At 56.1% G+C, this 16,711-nt stretch carries 20 protein-coding genes; 6 read left to right on the plus strand and 14 right to left on the minus strand.

Annotated features, from left to right (window positions below; all coding sequences use genetic code 11):
* Positions 1–37: 37 nt before the first annotated feature.
* The 4 genes from MWU51_RS00230 (at position 38) to MWU51_RS00245 (ending at position 4,720) form a co-directional block, all read left to right on the plus strand.
* Positions 38–1,057 carry an amino acid ABC transporter substrate-binding protein gene (locus MWU51_RS00230; RefSeq protein WP_247032962.1) on the plus strand — a complete coding sequence of 340 codons (1,020 nt, stop codon included), beginning with the start codon at positions 38–40 and terminating at the stop codon, positions 1,055–1,057.
* 123 nt (positions 1,058–1,180) lie between these two features.
* Complete coding sequence (locus tag MWU51_RS00235; protein ID WP_247032963.1) at positions 1,181–2,443, plus strand: ABC transporter permease subunit; 1,263 nt, start codon at positions 1,181–1,183, stop codon at positions 2,441–2,443.
* 1 nt (position 2,444) lies between these two features.
* Positions 2,445–3,923, plus strand: a complete 1,479-nt coding sequence (locus tag MWU51_RS00240) for an amino acid ABC transporter permease (RefSeq protein ID WP_247032964.1) — start codon at positions 2,445–2,447, stop codon at positions 3,921–3,923.
* 11 nt (positions 3,924–3,934) lie between these two features.
* Entirely contained in the window at positions 3,935–4,720 is a 786-nt protein-coding gene (locus MWU51_RS00245; RefSeq protein ID WP_281502622.1) for an amino acid ABC transporter ATP-binding protein, read from the plus strand.
* 125 nt (positions 4,721–4,845) lie between these two features.
* Here the strand turns inward: MWU51_RS00245 and MWU51_RS00250 are convergent, their stop codons facing one another.
* The 5 genes from MWU51_RS00250 to argB all read right to left on the minus strand — a co-directional run bounded on the left by MWU51_RS00250 (position 4,846) and on the right by argB (position 8,117).
* A complete protein-coding gene (locus MWU51_RS00250) occupies positions 4,846–5,241 on the minus strand; it encodes a GFA family protein (protein WP_247038619.1) in 396 nt (131 codons plus the stop codon).
* Between the two features lie 30 nt (positions 5,242–5,271).
* Positions 5,272–5,775 carry a histidine phosphatase family protein gene (locus MWU51_RS00255; RefSeq protein ID WP_247032966.1) on the minus strand — a complete coding sequence of 168 codons (504 nt, stop codon included), beginning with the start codon at positions 5,773–5,775 and terminating at the stop codon, positions 5,272–5,274.
* Complete coding sequence (locus MWU51_RS00260; RefSeq protein WP_247032969.1) at positions 5,772–6,458, minus strand: ferredoxin; 687 nt, start codon at positions 6,456–6,458, stop codon at positions 5,772–5,774. Before MWU51_RS00260 ends, MWU51_RS00255 begins: the two co-directional genes overlap by 4 nt.
* Positions 6,395–7,189: a sterol desaturase family protein gene (locus MWU51_RS00265; RefSeq protein WP_247032971.1), complete on the minus strand. Its 795-nt coding sequence runs from the start codon at positions 7,187–7,189 to the stop codon at positions 6,395–6,397. Before MWU51_RS00265 ends, MWU51_RS00260 begins: the two co-directional genes overlap by 64 nt.
* A gap of 67 nt (positions 7,190–7,256) precedes the next feature.
* A complete protein-coding gene (gene argB / locus MWU51_RS00270) occupies positions 7,257–8,117 on the minus strand; it encodes an acetylglutamate kinase (RefSeq protein WP_247032973.1) in 861 nt (286 codons plus the stop codon).
* Between the two features lie 117 nt (positions 8,118–8,234).
* On the opposite strand from argB, the gene MWU51_RS00275 reads away from it, so the two are divergent.
* Positions 8,235–8,969, plus strand: a complete 735-nt coding sequence (locus MWU51_RS00275; RefSeq protein WP_247032974.1) for an SDR family oxidoreductase — start codon at positions 8,235–8,237, stop codon at positions 8,967–8,969.
* A gap of 12 nt (positions 8,970–8,981) precedes the next feature.
* Here the strand turns inward: MWU51_RS00275 and yihA are convergent, their stop codons facing one another.
* From yihA to MWU51_RS00305, 6 genes are all read right to left on the minus strand, one after another.
* Positions 8,982–9,635: a ribosome biogenesis GTP-binding protein YihA/YsxC gene (gene yihA, locus MWU51_RS00280; RefSeq protein WP_247032980.1), complete on the minus strand. Its 654-nt coding sequence runs from the start codon at positions 9,633–9,635 to the stop codon at positions 8,982–8,984.
* On the minus strand, positions 9,632–10,384 hold the full coding sequence (locus MWU51_RS00285) for an MOSC domain-containing protein (protein WP_247032981.1): 753 nt from the start codon (positions 10,382–10,384) through the stop codon (positions 9,632–9,634). The genes yihA and MWU51_RS00285 overlap by 4 nt, the downstream gene beginning before the upstream one ends.
* Positions 10,384–12,195 (minus strand): membrane protein insertase YidC, encoded by a 1,812-nt coding sequence (yidC, locus tag MWU51_RS00290; protein ID WP_247032983.1) that lies wholly within the window; start codon positions 12,193–12,195, stop codon positions 10,384–10,386. Before yidC ends, MWU51_RS00285 begins: the two co-directional genes overlap by 1 nt.
* Positions 12,196–12,303: 108 nt before the next feature.
* Complete coding sequence (locus MWU51_RS00295) at positions 12,304–13,836, minus strand: bifunctional diguanylate cyclase/phosphodiesterase (RefSeq protein ID WP_247032985.1); 1,533 nt, start codon at positions 13,834–13,836, stop codon at positions 12,304–12,306.
* Between the two features lie 120 nt (positions 13,837–13,956).
* A complete protein-coding gene (gene ttcA / locus MWU51_RS00300; protein ID WP_247038621.1) occupies positions 13,957–14,802 on the minus strand; it encodes a tRNA 2-thiocytidine(32) synthetase TtcA in 846 nt (281 codons plus the stop codon).
* A gap of 85 nt (positions 14,803–14,887) precedes the next feature.
* Entirely contained in the window at positions 14,888–15,121 is a 234-nt protein-coding gene (locus MWU51_RS00305) for a hypothetical protein (RefSeq protein WP_247032987.1), read from the minus strand.
* A 135-nt stretch (positions 15,122–15,256) separates the two neighbouring features.
* On the opposite strand from MWU51_RS00305, the gene MWU51_RS00310 reads away from it, so the two are divergent.
* Complete coding sequence (locus MWU51_RS00310) at positions 15,257–15,499, plus strand: hypothetical protein (protein ID WP_247032993.1); 243 nt, start codon at positions 15,257–15,259, stop codon at positions 15,497–15,499.
* A 311-nt stretch (positions 15,500–15,810) separates the two neighbouring features.
* On the opposite strand, the gene yidD is transcribed toward MWU51_RS00310, so the two are convergent.
* Genes yidD through rpmH form a run of 3 tightly spaced genes read right to left on the minus strand, consistent with a single transcriptional unit; the run spans position 15,811 to position 16,648 of the window.
* Positions 15,811–16,059: a membrane protein insertion efficiency factor YidD gene (gene yidD / locus MWU51_RS00315; protein ID WP_247032995.1), complete on the minus strand. Its 249-nt coding sequence runs from the start codon at positions 16,057–16,059 to the stop codon at positions 15,811–15,813.
* Positions 16,056–16,496 carry a ribonuclease P protein component gene (gene rnpA, locus MWU51_RS00320; RefSeq protein WP_247032997.1) on the minus strand — a complete coding sequence of 147 codons (441 nt, stop codon included), beginning with the start codon at positions 16,494–16,496 and terminating at the stop codon, positions 16,056–16,058. Before rnpA ends, yidD begins: the two co-directional genes overlap by 4 nt.
* A 17-nt stretch (positions 16,497–16,513) precedes the next feature.
* The gene (gene rpmH, locus MWU51_RS00325; protein WP_005980833.1) at positions 16,514–16,648 is read right to left on the minus strand and encodes a 50S ribosomal protein L34; all 135 of its coding nucleotides are present in this window, start codon (positions 16,646–16,648) and stop codon (positions 16,514–16,516) included.
* Positions 16,649–16,711 lie beyond the last annotated feature (63 nt).

Genomic DNA, 16,711 nt, shown 5'->3' on the forward strand with positions numbered 1-16,711 from the left:
GCCCGAAACTACGGGTAACTATCAGGAAGAGGTAAACATGAAAAAATCCGTTTTTCTTGGCGCACTGACTGTCGCCAGCATCGCTGCTGGCGCTTCGGCAGCTGCGACCCTTGATGACGTCAAGGCGCGTGGCAAGCTGAACTGTGGTGTGACCACCGGTCTTGTCGGCTTCGCCGCACCGGATGCAAACGGCAAGTGGGAAGGTTTCGACGTCGGCATCTGCCGCGCTGTGGCTGCTGCCGTTCTTGGCGACGCTAACGCGGTCGAATTTGTTCCGACCACCGGCAAAACACGCTTTACAGCTCTGGCTTCTGGCGAAGTCGATATGCTGGCACGTAACACCACCTGGACGCTGTCGCGCGATGTCGACCTGAAGTTCGACTTCGTCGGCGTGAACTATTATGACGGCCAAGGTTTCCTTGTCTCGAAAGAGATGGGTGTAAGCTCGGCCAAGGATCTGGACGGTGCAACCGTTTGTATCCAGACCGGCACCACCACCGAGCTGAACCTGGCGGACTTCTTCCGCGCAAACAATATCAGCTACGAGCCCGTGCCGATCGAAACCAACGCTGAAGGTCAGCAACAGTACCTTGCCGGTGCTTGCGACACCTACACCACCGACGCTTCGGGTCTGGCTGCAACGCGTGCAACCTTCGAAGACCCTTCGGCACACGTCGTTCTGCCTGAAATCATCTCGAAAGAGCCGCTGGGCCCGCTGGTCCGTCACGGTGATAACGAGTGGGGCGACATCGTTCGCTGGACACTGAATGCGCTGATCTCGGCAGAAGAGCTGGGCATCACGTCGACTAATATCGGCGAGCTGTCGGCTGCACCCGGCGACAACCCGGAAATCAACCGCATGTTGGGCACCGAGGGCAACTTGGGTGAAATGCTCGGCCTCGACGCTGACTGGGCCAAGCGCGCCATCATGGCGGGCGGCAACTACGGCGAGCTGTTTGCCAAGAACATTGGCGAAAGCACTCCGATCGCTCTGGCCCGCGGCCTGAACGCTCAGTGGAAAGATGGCGGTCTGATCTATTCGCCGCCGTTCCGGTAATAACATTCTTGGAAAGGGCGTGGTTTACCCACGCCCTTTTCGTATCTATCTGAACGCACCTTGGCACAGCGGTAAAATCCGCATCTTAAAGAAACAAAGCCAAGGGCAACGGGGACGTCATCTATGACAACTATAACCGACCCTCATCAGGGCAAGTTTCGGCTATCCATGCTGTTGTATGACAGCCGGTATCGCTCGATGACCATCCAGATTGTCGCCTTGATCGGCTTTCTGATGCTTATTGGCTGGCTGCTGTCAAACACCGCTCAAAACCTGGCCGATCTTGGGAAAGAGCCCAGTTTCAGCTTTATGATGGAACCTGCCGGCTACGACATCAACCAGCGTCTTCTGGATTACAACTCTCAAGACAGCCACTTGCGTGCATCGCTTATGGGGCTTCTGAACACACTTCTTGTCGCCGTGATGGGCTGTGTTGCCGCAACGGTGATTGGGGTGGTTATCGGCGTGCTGCGCCTGTCGCCAAACTGGATGATTTCGCGCCTATCTGCCGTCTATGTGGAAGGTTTCCGAAACGTCCCTGTCCTGCTTTGGATCGTTTTCATAATGGCGGTGCTAATTGAAACGCTGCCGCAACCCAGCGCGTTCCGTAAGGGTGAAGCCACCATGTCAATGTGGGACAGCGTGGCCATTACCAACCGCGGGGTATACATTCCCGAGCCACTGTTTTCGCGCAGCCTTGGCGACATCCATCTGCTTGGCAACTCCAGTCTTCGTTTTGATGTCAGTCTTGATCTGCTGACCCTATTGGCTGTGTTGATAGCGGGCATTCTAACTTCGGTTCTGATCAAACGCCGCGCAGATATCATTCAGGAGGCCACTGGCGTGCGCCCCCGCACATGGCATTGGCGTTTGGTCGCGATTGCTGTGCCGTTTCTGCTGGTGCTGGGGGTTTTGGGGTTCTATCTGGGATATCCCGCACTGAAGGGCTTTAACTTTCAGGGCGGTACACATCTGAGAAACTCTTTGATCGCCTTGTGGCTTGCCTTGTCGCTTTACACAGGCGCCTTCATCGCCGAGATCGTCCGGGCTGGCATTCTGGCTGTCTCGAAAGGACAAACCGAAGCCGCTGGCGCGCTGGGCCTTCGTCCCAATCGCACGATGAGCCTTGTGGTCCTACCGCAGGCTTTGCGGGTCATCATTCCGCCGCTGATCTCGAACTACCTGAACCTAACAAAGAACAGTTCGCTGGCGATTGCCGTGGGCTACATGGACATCACGGGCACCTTGGGTGGCATCACAATGAACCAGACGGGCCGCGAGCTTGAGACGGTTCTGTTGCTCATGCTGGTGTATTTGGCCATCTCGCTGACCATCTCAGCGGTGATGAACTGGTACAACGAATCCGTGAAGCTGAAGGAGCGCTGATATGTCTGATCTATCTTACGTCCGCTCTGAAATGTTGCCCGAACGCGCTCCGCCTGCATCGCAGATCGGCATCGTGGGCTGGGCACGCGTCAATTTGTTCAACGGGATCGGCAACTCGATCCTGACCATACTGTCGCTCATCTTTCTTTGGTCGGTACTATCATTTCTGATCCCGTGGGTGTTTTCACCAACGTGGAACAGCACGTCCCTGAACGAATGTCGCGAGATTTTCGGTGCCGACGGTGGCCACAGTTCCGCCTGCTGGGGGGTGATCCGGGAGCGCTGGGTACAGTTGCTATTCGGTTTTTATCCTGAAGCAGAACGCTGGCGGCCAATCGTAGCCTTCGCACTGCTGTTCGTGGCGCTGATCCCGGTGCTGTTTAACATGATCTCGCGTCGGATGAACTGGGTGCTGCTGTCGGCAGTGCTTGGACTGGCCGCTCTCTATCTTGGAGGCGTGCTGGGGATCATCGTTGGTTTGGCATTGCTGGGTACTGCAGGTTTTATCGGCTTCAAAGCGTTTTCGACCACGAAAGAGGATCGTGCCGCCCAAATTGCGTCCGGTGCCAAGCGATTGCCCAATCCGCTTGTTTTCTCGGCGATCTTTCCCTTCATCGCACCTTGGTTGCTTTGGGGCGGGTCGGTCTGGATGCCAATCGGTGCCGCTCTGGGCTTTGTAGTCGGCTATTTTGCGTTTCGCTTTCTCGCGCCCATCACAGGCACTTTGGCTGGGTTGATCATCGCTGTCTTGGCCGCATTGGCCTGGTGGCTGGTCTTCACAGTTGGGTTCGCAGAACTCATGCATAGCATCATTCCCATCGGGCTTGAGACTGTTGAAAGCCGAAATTTCGGTGGCTTCATGCTGTCGATCACCATCGGGGTCGTGGCCATTGCTTGCTCGCTGCCCATTGGCATCGTTCTGGCTTTGGGGCGTCAATCGGACCTGTTGATCGTCAAAGCGCTGTGTGTCGGCTTTATCGAGTTCATTCGCGGTGTGCCGTTGATCACGCTTTTGTTCGTCGCCTCAACGCTTTTGAACATCTTCATGCCACCCGGTACCAATTTTGACATCATCTTGCGTGTTCTGATCATGGTGACGCTCTTCGCTGCGGCTTATATGGCCGAAGTGGTTCGGGGTGGGCTTGCAGCACTTCCGAAAGGCCAATACGAGGCTGCGGATGCGCTGGGGCTTGATTACTGGAAGGCGCAGCGCCTTATCATCATGCCGCAAGCCTTGAAGATATCGATCCCCGGGATCGTGTCGACCTTCATTGGCGTGTTCAAAGACACTGTGCTGGTGTCGATCATCGGCCTTCTTGACCCGCTGGGTTTGTCAAATGCCATCCGTGCAGATCAGGCTTGGAACGGAGTTGTGTGGGAGCTTTACGGCTTCATCGCATTCATGTTCTTCATCTTCTGTTTCTCGATGTCGCGTTATTCGATGTATCTCGAACGCCGGCTTCGCACGGACCACCGTTAAAGGAGAGACTTATGTCTTCTATTACACTCGAAACCCAAGCCGATCGTTCAAAAATGGAAGTGTCGGACGAGGTCGCAATTGAAATCAGCGGCATGAACAAGTGGTATGGTGCTTTCCACGTGCTGCGTGACATCGATCTAACCGTATATCAGGGCGAACGGATTGTTATCGCCGGGCCGTCTGGATCGGGTAAATCGACTCTGATCCGCTGCATCAACCGACTCGAGGAGCATCAGGAAGGAAAAATCATCGTCGATGGGACCGAACTGACGTCGGACCTGAAAAACGTCGATAAGGTGCGCTCGGAAGTGGGGATGGTGTTTCAACACTTCAACCTCTTCCCGCACTTGACCATACTGGAAAACTGCACGCTCGCGCCGATCTGGGTGCGCAAGACGCCCCGCAAAGAGGCCGAAGAGGTGGCGATGCATTTCCTCGAGAAGGTAAAGATCCCCGAGCAAGCCCATAAATACCCGGGCATGTTGTCGGGTGGTCAGCAGCAGCGTGTGGCAATTGCGCGTTCGCTGTGCATGATGCCGCGGATTATGCTTTTCGACGAACCAACTTCGGCGCTTGATCCCGAGATGATCAAGGAAGTGCTGGAAACCATGGTGGAGCTTGCCGAAGAAGGCATGACCATGCTTTGCGTGACCCACGAAATGGGCTTTGCAAAAGAGGTCGCCAACCGTGTGATCTTCATGGATGCCGGTCAGATTGTGGAACAGAACGAACCCAACGAGTTCTTCAACAACCCGCAAAACGAACGCACCAAACTGTTCCTCAGCCAGATCCTCTGATCCGCGCTGAGACCAAACACGAAACCCCGCATGTGTTCCTGTGCGGGGTTTTTTGTTACCAAGGCTTCTTCTGGCGAAAAATATCCCGGGGTGAGCAGTTCCGCAGCGAAGGGCAGCGCCCCTATTCAGTAGTCTGTTTCCTGATCGTTTGGATTGGGATTTTGGCGATATCTGCGGGTACCGTGAAATCTCGGCAACCAATCTTCTCTTCGTTCGGTCCATAATTCATAGCCGGGTTTGAATTGGCTTTGGTGGTCGAGCGCGCCAAGGTGAATTTCAATCTCGTTCCAACTTCGGGCAAATACGGAAGAACCACATATGGGGCAGAAATGACGCCCTTCGTAACTGCTTGTTTCGCCCATGATACTCACAGCATCCTGCAAGAAGATCGCTGCTGCGAAGAACAGTGCTCCGTGGTGTTTGCGGCAGTTGAGGCAGTGACAGATTCCGACGCGAAGAGGCACGCCAACAGCAGTGATCCGTACTGCGCCACACAGGCAACCGGCTGAACAACTATCCATCATCTACCCTTTCTTTACAGGGCGTTCGCCTCAGATCAATTCGCGCGGCACGATGAAATCGACCACGCGACCGGTACCCCATTCCACATCGCTCCACTTATCCGCGTCAAACTCGATCACTGCCGTTGCGGCGGTCGGATAGTGATTGAACTTCGGGTGTGGGTGGGGTTTAGCGGCTAGACGCCGAGCCATGAAGGCCGAACCGGGGTTGTGGGCAACGATCATCACAGTGTCCGTCTGCGCGGTCTTAAGGGCCGCCAGCATGACCTCGGGGTTCGCCAGATAAAGCGCGGGCAGATATTGTGCTTTAGGTGTCTTGATGAACTTATCTGCAATCAGCGCCCAGGTTTCGCGCGTGCGCTCGGCATCCGAACACAGGACGGTTTCCGGCACACGTCCTTGCGTGGCAAGCCAACGTCCAATTGCTTTGGCCGAAGCGCGGCCACGCTTGTTCAACGGCCGGGCATGATCGTCCAGATCAGCGTCACCCCAGCTGGATTTTGCATGCCGGGTCAGAATCAAAGTCAGTGTCATGTTGGGTTAAACGCTTTCATGTGAAATGCAGACTGAGCAGCCAACCTGCCATAGTTTAGACTGATGGGGCAAGCACGGCGCGCGGCGCAGCCAGTTTCCATGCAATCGGCGCTGTCCGCCCCGTTGAGGTGTGAAAGACATGTGTCGACATCGTACCGCTCAGGTTCCAAGGCGCTTACGGGACAGGCCGTTCGGCACGGAGCAGAGCAGCCGTCGCAGGGACATATTTCAGTGGGCGGCAAGTCCAGGTGACCGGACAGCCGCACTGCACCGCGATAGCTGACCCATAAGCCCGCCGTGTCATGAACCAACAGCGTCACTGGTGATTTCCACGCCCGCTCTGATTGCAGTGCCCAGTCGAAAAACGGTGGATAGGGTGGCCCGTCCGAGGGAAAGATGGCCTGACCCGCCCAGCGGTCTGCCAAGTCAGAGATCACGGATTTTGACCAGCGGTCCATCGGGTCTGGCAAGCCATCCGCGTACTCGAGGCAATCGATGAAACAGGCCCAGAATCCCGGCTCATACGGACCCAAAAGGATCACCGTATCCGGTCCATCATGCAAAGCTCCAAAAACATCCATCTGTCGGGCGCGTACATCGCGCGTCAGGGTGTCAATGGTCACTTCCGTCGAAACGGCAGCATCAGGCTCCAGCCCAGCTTTGATGGATTGTCGTCTTGCCATTGCAGCCCAATCACCATGTCATCATGCCCATCACGGGGCTGATCTGTGTATGTCTTGAACATACGGTCCCAGATCGACAAGCAGAAGCCATAGTTGCTGTCTGTTTCATCTCTATGAATGGAGTGATGGACGCGGTGCATATCTGGCGTGACCAAAATCAACCGAAGCCATCTGTCCATTCCAAGCGGCAATCGCATATTCGCGTGGTTGAACATGGCTGATCCGTTCAGAACGACCTCGAACAAGATCACGCCAAGGGCGGGGGCACCCAGCAGGTACACCATGCCGATTTTAATGATCATGGAGGCCGCAATTTCGACCGGATGAAACCGAAGTGCGGTGGTGACGTCAAAGTCGCGGTCGGCATGGTGCACCCGGTGCAGCCGCCACAGAACGGGCACCTTGTGAAATGCAACGTGTTGCGCCCAGATTGCCAGATCGAGGAGGAGCATGGAGGCGACAATCTTGACCCACATCGGAAGACTAAGCGCGTTGAATGCGCCCCACCCCTGTGCTTCCGCGTCCAGTGCTGCGCCCACTGCCAATAGCGGCATCAACAGCGCCATCAGGCGTAGGGTCAGGCTGTCGATCACGATGATGGACAGATTGGTAAACCAGCGTGTTTGCCGCGGCTGGGTGCGTGGGCGACGCGGCACCTTGGCCTCGATGATTGCAAACAGCGCAAAAAGGCCAAGAAAGGTGCCCAACCGAAGAAAAAGCTCGTATTCCATGGGATGAAGTTATGGTCTGGCACCCTGAGCGCAAGACACATTCGCGCGAAAAGCGGTGCCAAGTCGATCAGGCGCGGATCAACGACCCGGCACCGTGATCTGTGTAAAGCTCCAACAAGCAGGCATTGGGTGCGCGACCATCAAGGATAACGACCGCCCGAACACCACCTTCGATTGCTGCCAGTGCGGTCTCGGTCTTGGGAATCATCCCGCCCGCAATCACGCCAGATGCCGTCATATCGCGAATCTGCGTGGGCGTCAGCTGGGTCAGGACAGCGCCATCGGCGTTCTTCACACCTTCAACATCGGTCAAAAGAAGCAAGCGATCTGCCTTCAAACCAGCAGCAATAGCACCCGCCATCGTGTCGCCGTTAATGTTATAGGTCTCGCCATTTCGGCCAGCGCCCAAGGGTGCGATCACGGGAATAGCCTCGGCGGCAGCCAGATCGCGCAGGATCGAGACATTCACATCCACGGGCGTGCCAACGAAGCCCAGATCCGGGTTGGCTTGATCGCATGTGACCAGCCCAGCGTCCTTACCCGACAGACCAACTGCCTTGCCGCCCTCGGCGTTAATGGCCTGCACAATCCGCTTGTTGACAGCGCCGGACAGAACCATCTCTACCACTTCAACGGTGGCCGCATCGGTCACTCGCTTGCCGTTTACAAACTCGCTTTTGATCTGCAACCGGTCCAGCATCGCGTTGATCATTGGGCCGCCGCCATGCACGACCACAGGTTTCACGCCGACCTGCCGCATCAGAACAATATCGCGCGCAAAACTGGCCATTTCTTCGTCATCACCCATGGCATTGCCGCCAAACTTGATGACAACGGTCGCGCCGGTATAGCGCTGCAGATACGGCAGGGCTTGGGACAGTGTGCGGGCGGTGGCGATCCAATCGCGGTTCATATCTTGGGTCTTCATTCCGTTATCCTTGTGCCTCACCGTGTTAGAGCGTTGGTTCCTCCATGCCAAGGCCCATTGCACGTTGTCCGTGTGCTGATAGGGTTGCGCCGAAACCAAGCGATGGGAACCCGGATCATGGCCGAACGACAAAAGACACTTCTTCTGACCGGAGCCAGCCGTGGGATTGGTCACGCAACCGTGCGCCGGTTCAATCTTGAAGGTTGGCGGGTCATTACCTGTTCGCGTCATCCCATACCCGAAGAATGCCCATGGGGCGGTGCTGGCGAAGATCACGTGCAGCTGGATCTGTCCGACCCCACCGATACGATAAATGCCGTTGGGGTCATCCAAGAAAAGCTGGATGGTCGCCTTGACGCATTGGTCAACAACGCCGGTATCTCTCCGAAGAGGCCGAATGGAGAGCGGCTGAGCACGCTGAACACCGACCTGATGGATTGGGGCAAGGTGTTCCATGTGAACTTCTTTGCATCTGTGGTTCTGGCGCGGGGGTTGAAAGACGAACTAGCGGCGGCCAAAGGGGCTGTGGTGAATGTGACGTCGATCGCGGGTGTGCGCGTGCACCCATTTGCTGGCGCGGCCTATGCGACCTCGAAAGCGGCTCTTGCCGCGCTGACCCGAGAAATGGCGCATGATTTCGGGCCACTCGGCGTCCGGGTCAATGCGATCGCGCCCGGAGAGGTTGAAACCTCGATCTTGTCGCCTGGAACTGAAAAAATTGTCGAGAAACTTCCCATGCGCCGCCTCGGCCAACCCGAGGAGGTCGCCGCCGCGATCTACTTCTTGTGTTCGGATGACAGCTCTTACATCTCGGGAACCGAGATCGAGGTAAATGGTGCCCAGCACGTGTAGGCAGTTGCTTGGTCAGTCCAGCGACGCGATGATGGCGCGCAAAGTCTCGATGCCCAGGCCTTTTTCCGAGGATGTGAGCACCATTTCCGGAAAGGCCGCCGGGTGTTTGGACAGTGCGCTTCGCACTTGAGCCAGCATCTTCTCGCGGTCTTTTTCTTTCACCTTGTCCGCTTTGGTCAGCACCGCTTGGAATGTGACGGCGGATTTGTCCAAAAGCGACATGATCTCGTCATCCACGGGTTTCACGCCGTGGCGGGCGTCGATCAAAACGAAGGCACGGCGCAGGTTTTGACGCCCCGATAGGTAAGATTTCAGCAGCCGCTGCCATTTCTCGACCACCTTTACCGGTGCGTTTGCATAACCATAGCCGGGAAGGTCCACCAGATAGGGGCCATTCGTCGTCGTGAAGAAGTTTATCTCTTGCGTCCGGCCTGGCGTGTTTGACGCGCGTGCGAGTCCCTTGCGACCCGTCAAGGCGTTGATCAGGCTTGATTTCCCTACGTTAGATCGTCCTGCAAAACAGACTTCAATCCGGTCCGGGGCGGGCAGCCCGTCCATTGCGACAACACCTTTAACAAAATCGGTCTCGGCAGCAAACAAAAGCCGACCGGCCTCTTGCTCTTGCTGATCGGGTTCTTCGGCTAAGGGGAATGGAAGTTGGGTCATGAAATCACCTTAACCGGGCTATCGACATGCACAATGCCGGGTTTGGTGACGTAGCCGTAAACGCCAAATTCCTGATGTCCCCAGCCCTGCTTCAAAGCCCCCAAAGTATCTGCGTCACGTTCACCTGTGCGGGTGTTCGCGGTGGTCGCAAGACAACGTGTGATCTCTTCGCGTATCTCCATCTCGGCCTCGCCGACCCGAATGTGTTTGCCAACCCAGCTTTTTTCGTCCCACGCATCAAGCCCTGCAAGTTGCAGGTTTCCGCGCCAGCGCAGCGGCGAAAGTTCTTGGCTCAGATGCTCCTCCACTGCTTTGTGTGACGCCAGATTGATCAGCGAGATCGAGGGGAAATCCGTATCCGTCATGCCCCGATCCGCCTTAATGATGCGCGCAGGTGCTGCCCGGTCGGGCGGGCAAAGGGGCGTGATCCACTTAAGAAACCGCGCGTTGACATCAGGTAGGTCCGGGTTGATCGTGATGCCGGGTTGGTGTGGATGGGTCAGTGTGACCGTGTTGCTGACGGGATCAAAGCTGGCATTCAGTGCCATCAGCAAAGGACCCTTAGACCCACGCGAAAAATTCACGCAAGGAGCCCATTGGCCAGAATCGCCCAGCTTTGCGGCTTCGAGCGCCACGGCCCAATGACGGTCGTAGGGCAGGCATTCGCCCGCCCTCAACATTACGTTCAACAGCGCTTCTCGCCCGTGCGACTTGATGGGATGTCGCCAGATTTCGGCGACATGCGCCATTAACTCGCATCCTTCGACTTGCGCTTGAAGGTCTTCAACACATTGCCCAACACGTCAGGTTTGTGCCCATGGCTGCGCATGATTGTGTATTGCTGAATGAACGTGATCGTGTTGTTCGCAATCCAGTAAACCACCAGACCAGAGGCAAACTGACCCAGCATGAACATGAAGACCCAGGGCATCCACGCAAAGATCATCGCCTGCGTAGCATCGGTGGGGGCTGGGTTCAGCTTCTGTTGCAGCCACATCGAGATACCAAGAATAATCGGTAAGACGCCGAGCGACAGGATCGCCAGAAGGCTTTCTGGGCCCGGAGGTGCATAGGGCAGCAAGCCAAACAGGTTAAGGATTGAGCTGGGGTCGGGCGCCGAAAGGTCCTTGATCCAACCGATCCACGGGGCGTGGCGCAGTTCCAGCGTCACAAAGATAACTTTGTAAAGCGAGAAGAAGATTGGGATCTGAAGCAGGATCGGCAGACAGCCCGACGCAGGGTTAACCTTTTCCTTCTTATAGAGCTCCATCATTTCCTGCTGCAGCTTTGCCCGATCATCGCCTGCGCGTTCTTTTAACTTCTCCATCTCGGGCTGAAGCTCTTTCATCTTCGCCATGGAGACATAGGATTTATAGGCCAGCGGGAACAGGATCGCTTTGATGACCAAGGTGAGGCCGATGATGGCCCAGCCCATGTTACCGATAACGGCATTCAGCCAGTGCAGAACGGCAAAAATCGGCTTGGTCAGGAAAAAGAACCAGCCCCAATCGATGGAGTCGATGAAGCGATAGATACCGTCTTCGTTCTGATAGTTGCGGATGGTTTCCCATTCCTTAGCGCCGGCAAACAAACGGGTCTCGACGCTAGCAGAGGCACCGGGCGCGACATCTTGGGTCTGCAATCGAATTTGGGTCTGATAGATATCCGATTTTTCGGCATAGCGCACGACCGAGGTAAAGCCCTGACCCGGTTCCGGGATCAGAGTGGTCATCCAGTAGTGATCTGTAAAGCCGACCCAACCGTTTTCTTCCACCTGAACCACATCAGCCTTCGCACCTTCGCGGTCATCAAAGGAAAGATCAGCCACATCAGAGTAGTCCGTTTCCTCTAACTCTTTATCGACCTGACGGATGACGCCTTCATGCAAGATGAAGAACCCTTTAAGGTTTGACGGTTCGCCATGACGCGCCAAAACGCCATAGGGTGCCATGCGGTGGGCGGTTGTGCCGGTGTTTTCGACCGATTGATTGATCGTGAACATGAAATTTTCATCGATTGACACAGTGCGGCGAAAAATCAGGCCACTGCCATTCTCCCAACGCAGTGTAACTGGTGTTTGCGGTGTCAACTTGGTGCCAGCTTCTACCGACCAGATGGTTGTTGGTCCGGGGACGTCTTCAAGTGTCGTCTGTCCGCCGGGTGTCCAGCCATAGAGCGCGTAGTAAGCCTCGGCCTCGCCGGTGGGGCGCAACAGTTTGACGATGTCGCTCTCTTTCGAAAGTTCGACGTGATAGTCCTTAAGCTTTAGGTCATCCAGCCGCCCGCCCAGAAGCGAGATCGAACCGGCGAGCGCGGGTGTGTCGATTTCTACGCGGCCAACATTTGCCTGTTCGGCTGACACATCGGCTGTCGTAGCCGCAGGGGCGGTCGCGCTGTTGGCGTCAGGAAGGGCCGGGACAACTTGACCTTCGGCAGTCACTTGTTCAGTCGGCGTGGTGCCTTCGACGGGATCTGCCGGTGGAAACATGATCATCCATCCAGTGATGACGAGAAAACTCAGCACTGTTGCGAGGATCAGGTTCTTATTTTGGTCGTCCATCGGGGCCTACCACTCATCAATTTCGGTCAGAGTGGTTCAACAGGGCAGGGCGCAAAAGGTCAAGCAGTTTTAGGGCGCACCCCGTGTGGATTCTCGGGGTTTCGTGTCTTATGCGAGCTTGGGAACAACCACATCCGCTGTCCTTTTTTGCTCATGCGTCAAAGCCCATTGCAGGAACGTTTCGGCTGGCATTGGTTTTGCGATTGAATAGCCCTGTGCATGGTCGCAACCCAACGTTGCCAGCATCGCATGTTCCGCATGCGTTTCGACTCCCTCTGCCACGGTTCCAATGTCCAATTGCTTCGCAATGGTCAGGATGGCCGATATCATGTTTTGTTGGTCGATATCGGTGTCGATATGGGTGACATAAGAACGGTCGATCTTGATCCGATGGACGTTGAAGCGTGCAATGCTGGCGATTGCGGCGTTTCCAGTGCCAAAATCATCAAGATCAATCTTGCATCCCAATAGCGCCAGCGCCTTAACGTTGTGGATCGCAACGTCATCTTCCGTTTGAGTAATCACATTTTCAAGAATTTCAACAACCAGACGCTCTGGCGAGGTATCGAACCGGTCCAGTTCCCACTTGATCTTGTCGCTCAGCGTGGGGTTGTTTAACTCATCAGCTGAGACATTGACCGCCACAGTGGAAACGTTGATCCCTTCATTGTCCCAGTCGCGTACGGCCGATAGCGCCCCATAAAGCACAACTTCACCCAACCGTTCCAGTAGTCCTGCCTTGGCGATGGCTGGTAAAAAAGCTCCGGGTGCGATCAGCCCCATAGTTGGATGTTGCCAGCGGGCTAACGCCTCGCACCCAGTGATGCGCCCCGTCTTTACGCAGACCTGAGGCTGAAACCATGGTTTGATCTGGCCTTCATCCAGCGCACGAAGCAACGTTTCGCGGTTGTGCTCAATGCGTCCGACGCGGGGTGCCATTCCGTTTGAGAAGGCGCGAATCGATCCCGGGCCGGACTGAATCGCAAATGAAAGCGCACTTTCAGCTGCCGAAAGTAGCGCTTCGCCATTGGCTTCGGGGGAGCGGCCGGGCATAGCGAAGCCCAGACAGGACGACAGCAATACCCGTGTTTGATCAAGCGAGATCGGGTCGCTGACCGCGGCCTGTAGACGGGCTGCCAGTTGAAGTGTGGCTTCCAGGTCGACGCGCTGACGTTTGTCGATTGAAAACCCGAACCGGCCCACGTCAAGCACACAGACCAGATCTGTTTCACGCAAAGCTGTCCGCAGACGACCAGACACGATACGCAACACGTGCTCAATACCAACAGGTCCAAGCTGATCGGCCAATTTGGTAATCTCGTCGATTTCAAGGACAAGGCAGGATTTTTCATATTCCGCGTCTGGCATGAACCCGAAGTCCAGATGTTCAATGAGTTTGGTGCGTTTCGGCAGCCCAGTGGTCGCATCAATCTTTTGAGGCGACGCCGGTGACGGGCGGGTTAAAGTGCCGCCAATGGCCAGCAGACCTGGAAACAGAATGGCGACCAAAACCATCAGATGCTCGCCACCATACCAATAAGCGAAGATCATGGTCGCGGGCAGAAAGGCTGCCAAATGAGGCGCTGTCAATATCGCGCGAATACGTTTTTTTACTTGCTCAGCACCCTGAACTACCGCCATGACAGGTTCCTTTTGTCGTGCGTCTTGCAGTCGAGGCGGCGATACAGATGCGCCTCTTGCTAACGGACAAAGTAGGAACGTGTGGTCAATCAGAAGTTAATGCGTCGAGGAAAACTAGAGCTAATTGTCATGATCTTCTGCAAGGCTTCGCATCAGACCTTTGAAGTCAAACAGTTGCGGGTCCAGAAGATGGCTGGGGCGCGAGTTCATCAGAGCCTTGAACATGATCTGGCGACGGCCGGGGAAATTTGCCTCCCACCCATCGAGGATTTTCTTAACCTGCTGACGCTGCAATCCGTCTTGAGATCCGCACAAGTCACAAGGGATGATCGGATAGTTCATCTGGCTGGCGAACTTTTCGCAATCTGCCTCTGCGACGTGGGCGAGCGGGCGATACACGAACAGGTCGCCTTCTTCGTTCACCAGTTTTGGCGGCATCGTCGCCAATCGTCCACCGTGAAACAGATTCATAAAGAAGGTTTCCAGTATATCATCGCGGTGATGGCCCAGAACCACGGCTGAACAACCTTCCTCGCGTGCGATGCGATACAGGTTTCCCCGGCGCAGGCGAGAGCATAGCGAACAGAAGGTGCGCCCGTGCGGGATCTTGTCCATCACGATTGAATAGGTGTCTTCGTATTCGATCCGATGCGGCACCTGCATCTTTTCAAGGAATTCGGGCAGAACCGTTGCCGGAAAACCCGGCTGCCCCTGGTCAAGGTTGCAGGCGAGCAGGTCGACCGGAAGGACACCCCGCCATTTCAACTCGTACAAGGCAGCGAGCATCGTGTAGCTGTCTTTGCCGCCAGACAGACAAACCAGCCATTTCGCGCCGCGTTCAATCATACCGTACTGGTCTACAGCCTCGCGCACATTGCGCATGATGCGCTTGCGCAGCTTCTTGAACTCGGTGGTCGAGGGCGCGCCGTGAAACAGCGAGTGAATGTCGTCCAGTTGGTTGCTGATAAGATCGGTCATGGGCGCGCGTCTAAGCATTTTGTAGGCATCTGGCAAGCGTTCCCGGTATAAACGGCGCGCTGTTGCGCGCCACTTAAAGCAGGTTTTGCCAAGGGTGTGCTTTGACCGCACAGTCCGTTGGTAAGCCCATGTCGCGTTTCAGCGCGGGGTGCATACCGTACAGATCAAACTGCCGGCGAGGCCGCGCAAAGAATGCGGCCCGGATGACGCGCCAACGACCATGCCGCCTGATCAGCCCGATCAGCGTGGCCTCAAGCCGAAACGGTATTTTGTGAGCACGAGGTGGTAGGGTCAGTGTTTTAGCCATTATCCGTCTCCTGTCGCGATGTCAGTGCTTTGTCAGACCTCAAGTAGACTTGAGGTCAAGAAATTTTCGCTGCCCCGCGATCAAAACCACGGGGCAGGAAAATTAAAACCTTGGACCTTGAAGCCGAGGCGGAGGATGCCCGGGTGGAAGCCCCACGTCACGGCGCAGGTGATCGGACAGGTGATCTGTCTGCGGTCGCCGGTGGCGCCGGGTTACCATGTTCGCGATCAAGACGCGGACGACGCGCCATGCGCCGTGACGGGTGACAAGATCGTCAACAAGATCGTTGAGCCGCAGGGGCTCGGAATGAAAATTAGAGTCCATCATGGGTTGGTTGCCGGCAAAGATACCGGCCCTCTTGGGTTGGATTGTGGTTAGTGGGACTCTCTGATGCGAATGCGAGCCTTGAACACAGATATGGTGTCAGGACGCACTTGTTTCAGAGATGTCAGAAATGCCCGTCACGGGCTGCTTAGCGGGGCCGTCATGCGCGCGATGCGAAGATCACGAGGTGAAAATGCCCCACAAACCCGAAACGCGACAGGCGAGTTGGAGAACGCTGGTATTGATCATGTAACGCCTCCTTCTGATTTGTGCGTTGCGAGTGGGGATGTTCTAGCGTGACAGCCTGAGATTTCAAGAACTGTGTTCAAGAAGCCTCAGGTTGTGACCGTCAGGGCACGATCAGGTCAATCCGAGTGATTGCAGTCTTGATCCGAGCCGGGCACCGGGTCGTATCCGCACGATCCCCATGGGTTGCAGCGCGCGATCCGCTTAGTCGCCAACCAGCCGCCCTTGATCGCGCCGTGCTTTTGCAACGCCTCAAGTGCATAAGCGCTGCAGGTCGGTTGATAACGGCAACTCCAACCGACCCACGGGCTGAGGACCATCCGATAGGCCCGGATCGGCAACGATAATAGATAGGCAGCGGGGGTCATGGTTTCTGGCGCGATGCGTGGATCTGTTTGATGACGCGGAGTAGATCCGCTTGCAGATCAGAGTAAACACGACTGGCCGTCTTTTCAGCGCGACCAATCAGCACGTAATCCCATCCGGGCTGACCATGTGTCGGGAGAATATCGCGGGCAATGGCGCGTAGTCGGCGCTTGGCGCGGTTCCTTGCGACGGCGTTACCGACTTTCTTTGAGCAGGTGAAGCCGACACGAATCTGGGAAGGCGGGGCCGTTTCCGTGTCGCGTCGCTTGCGCGCTTGCAGCAGAAATGCGGGCGCGGATGCACGCCTCGCGCGCGCAGCTGCCAAGAAGTCCCGACGTTCAGTCAGAGTTGCGATGATAGGATCATCCGCACAAACGGAAACCGCCGCAGACCCTTCGGTCTCGGCGGTCTTCGTTGTGTCAGCTTTGGGCGCAGACATGACTGCGGCCCGAGCGCTTATGCGCTCAGCGACTTCCGGCCACGCGCACGGCGCGCGTTCAGGATCTTACGACCGGCTTTCGTTGCCATACGCGCACGGAAGCCGTGGCGGCGTTTGCGAACCAGGTTCGAAGGTTGGTAGGTGCGTTTCATCGCCCGTCTCCGTCAATTGCTTCCCAATCCCGGTGGATTCGGAGCGTGTGTCATTCGAAGTCC

Origin of the sequence: Aliiroseovarius sp. F47248L (genome assembly GCF_023016085.1) — a bacterium.
Lineage (GTDB): Bacteria > Pseudomonadota > Alphaproteobacteria > Rhodobacterales > Rhodobacteraceae > Aliiroseovarius.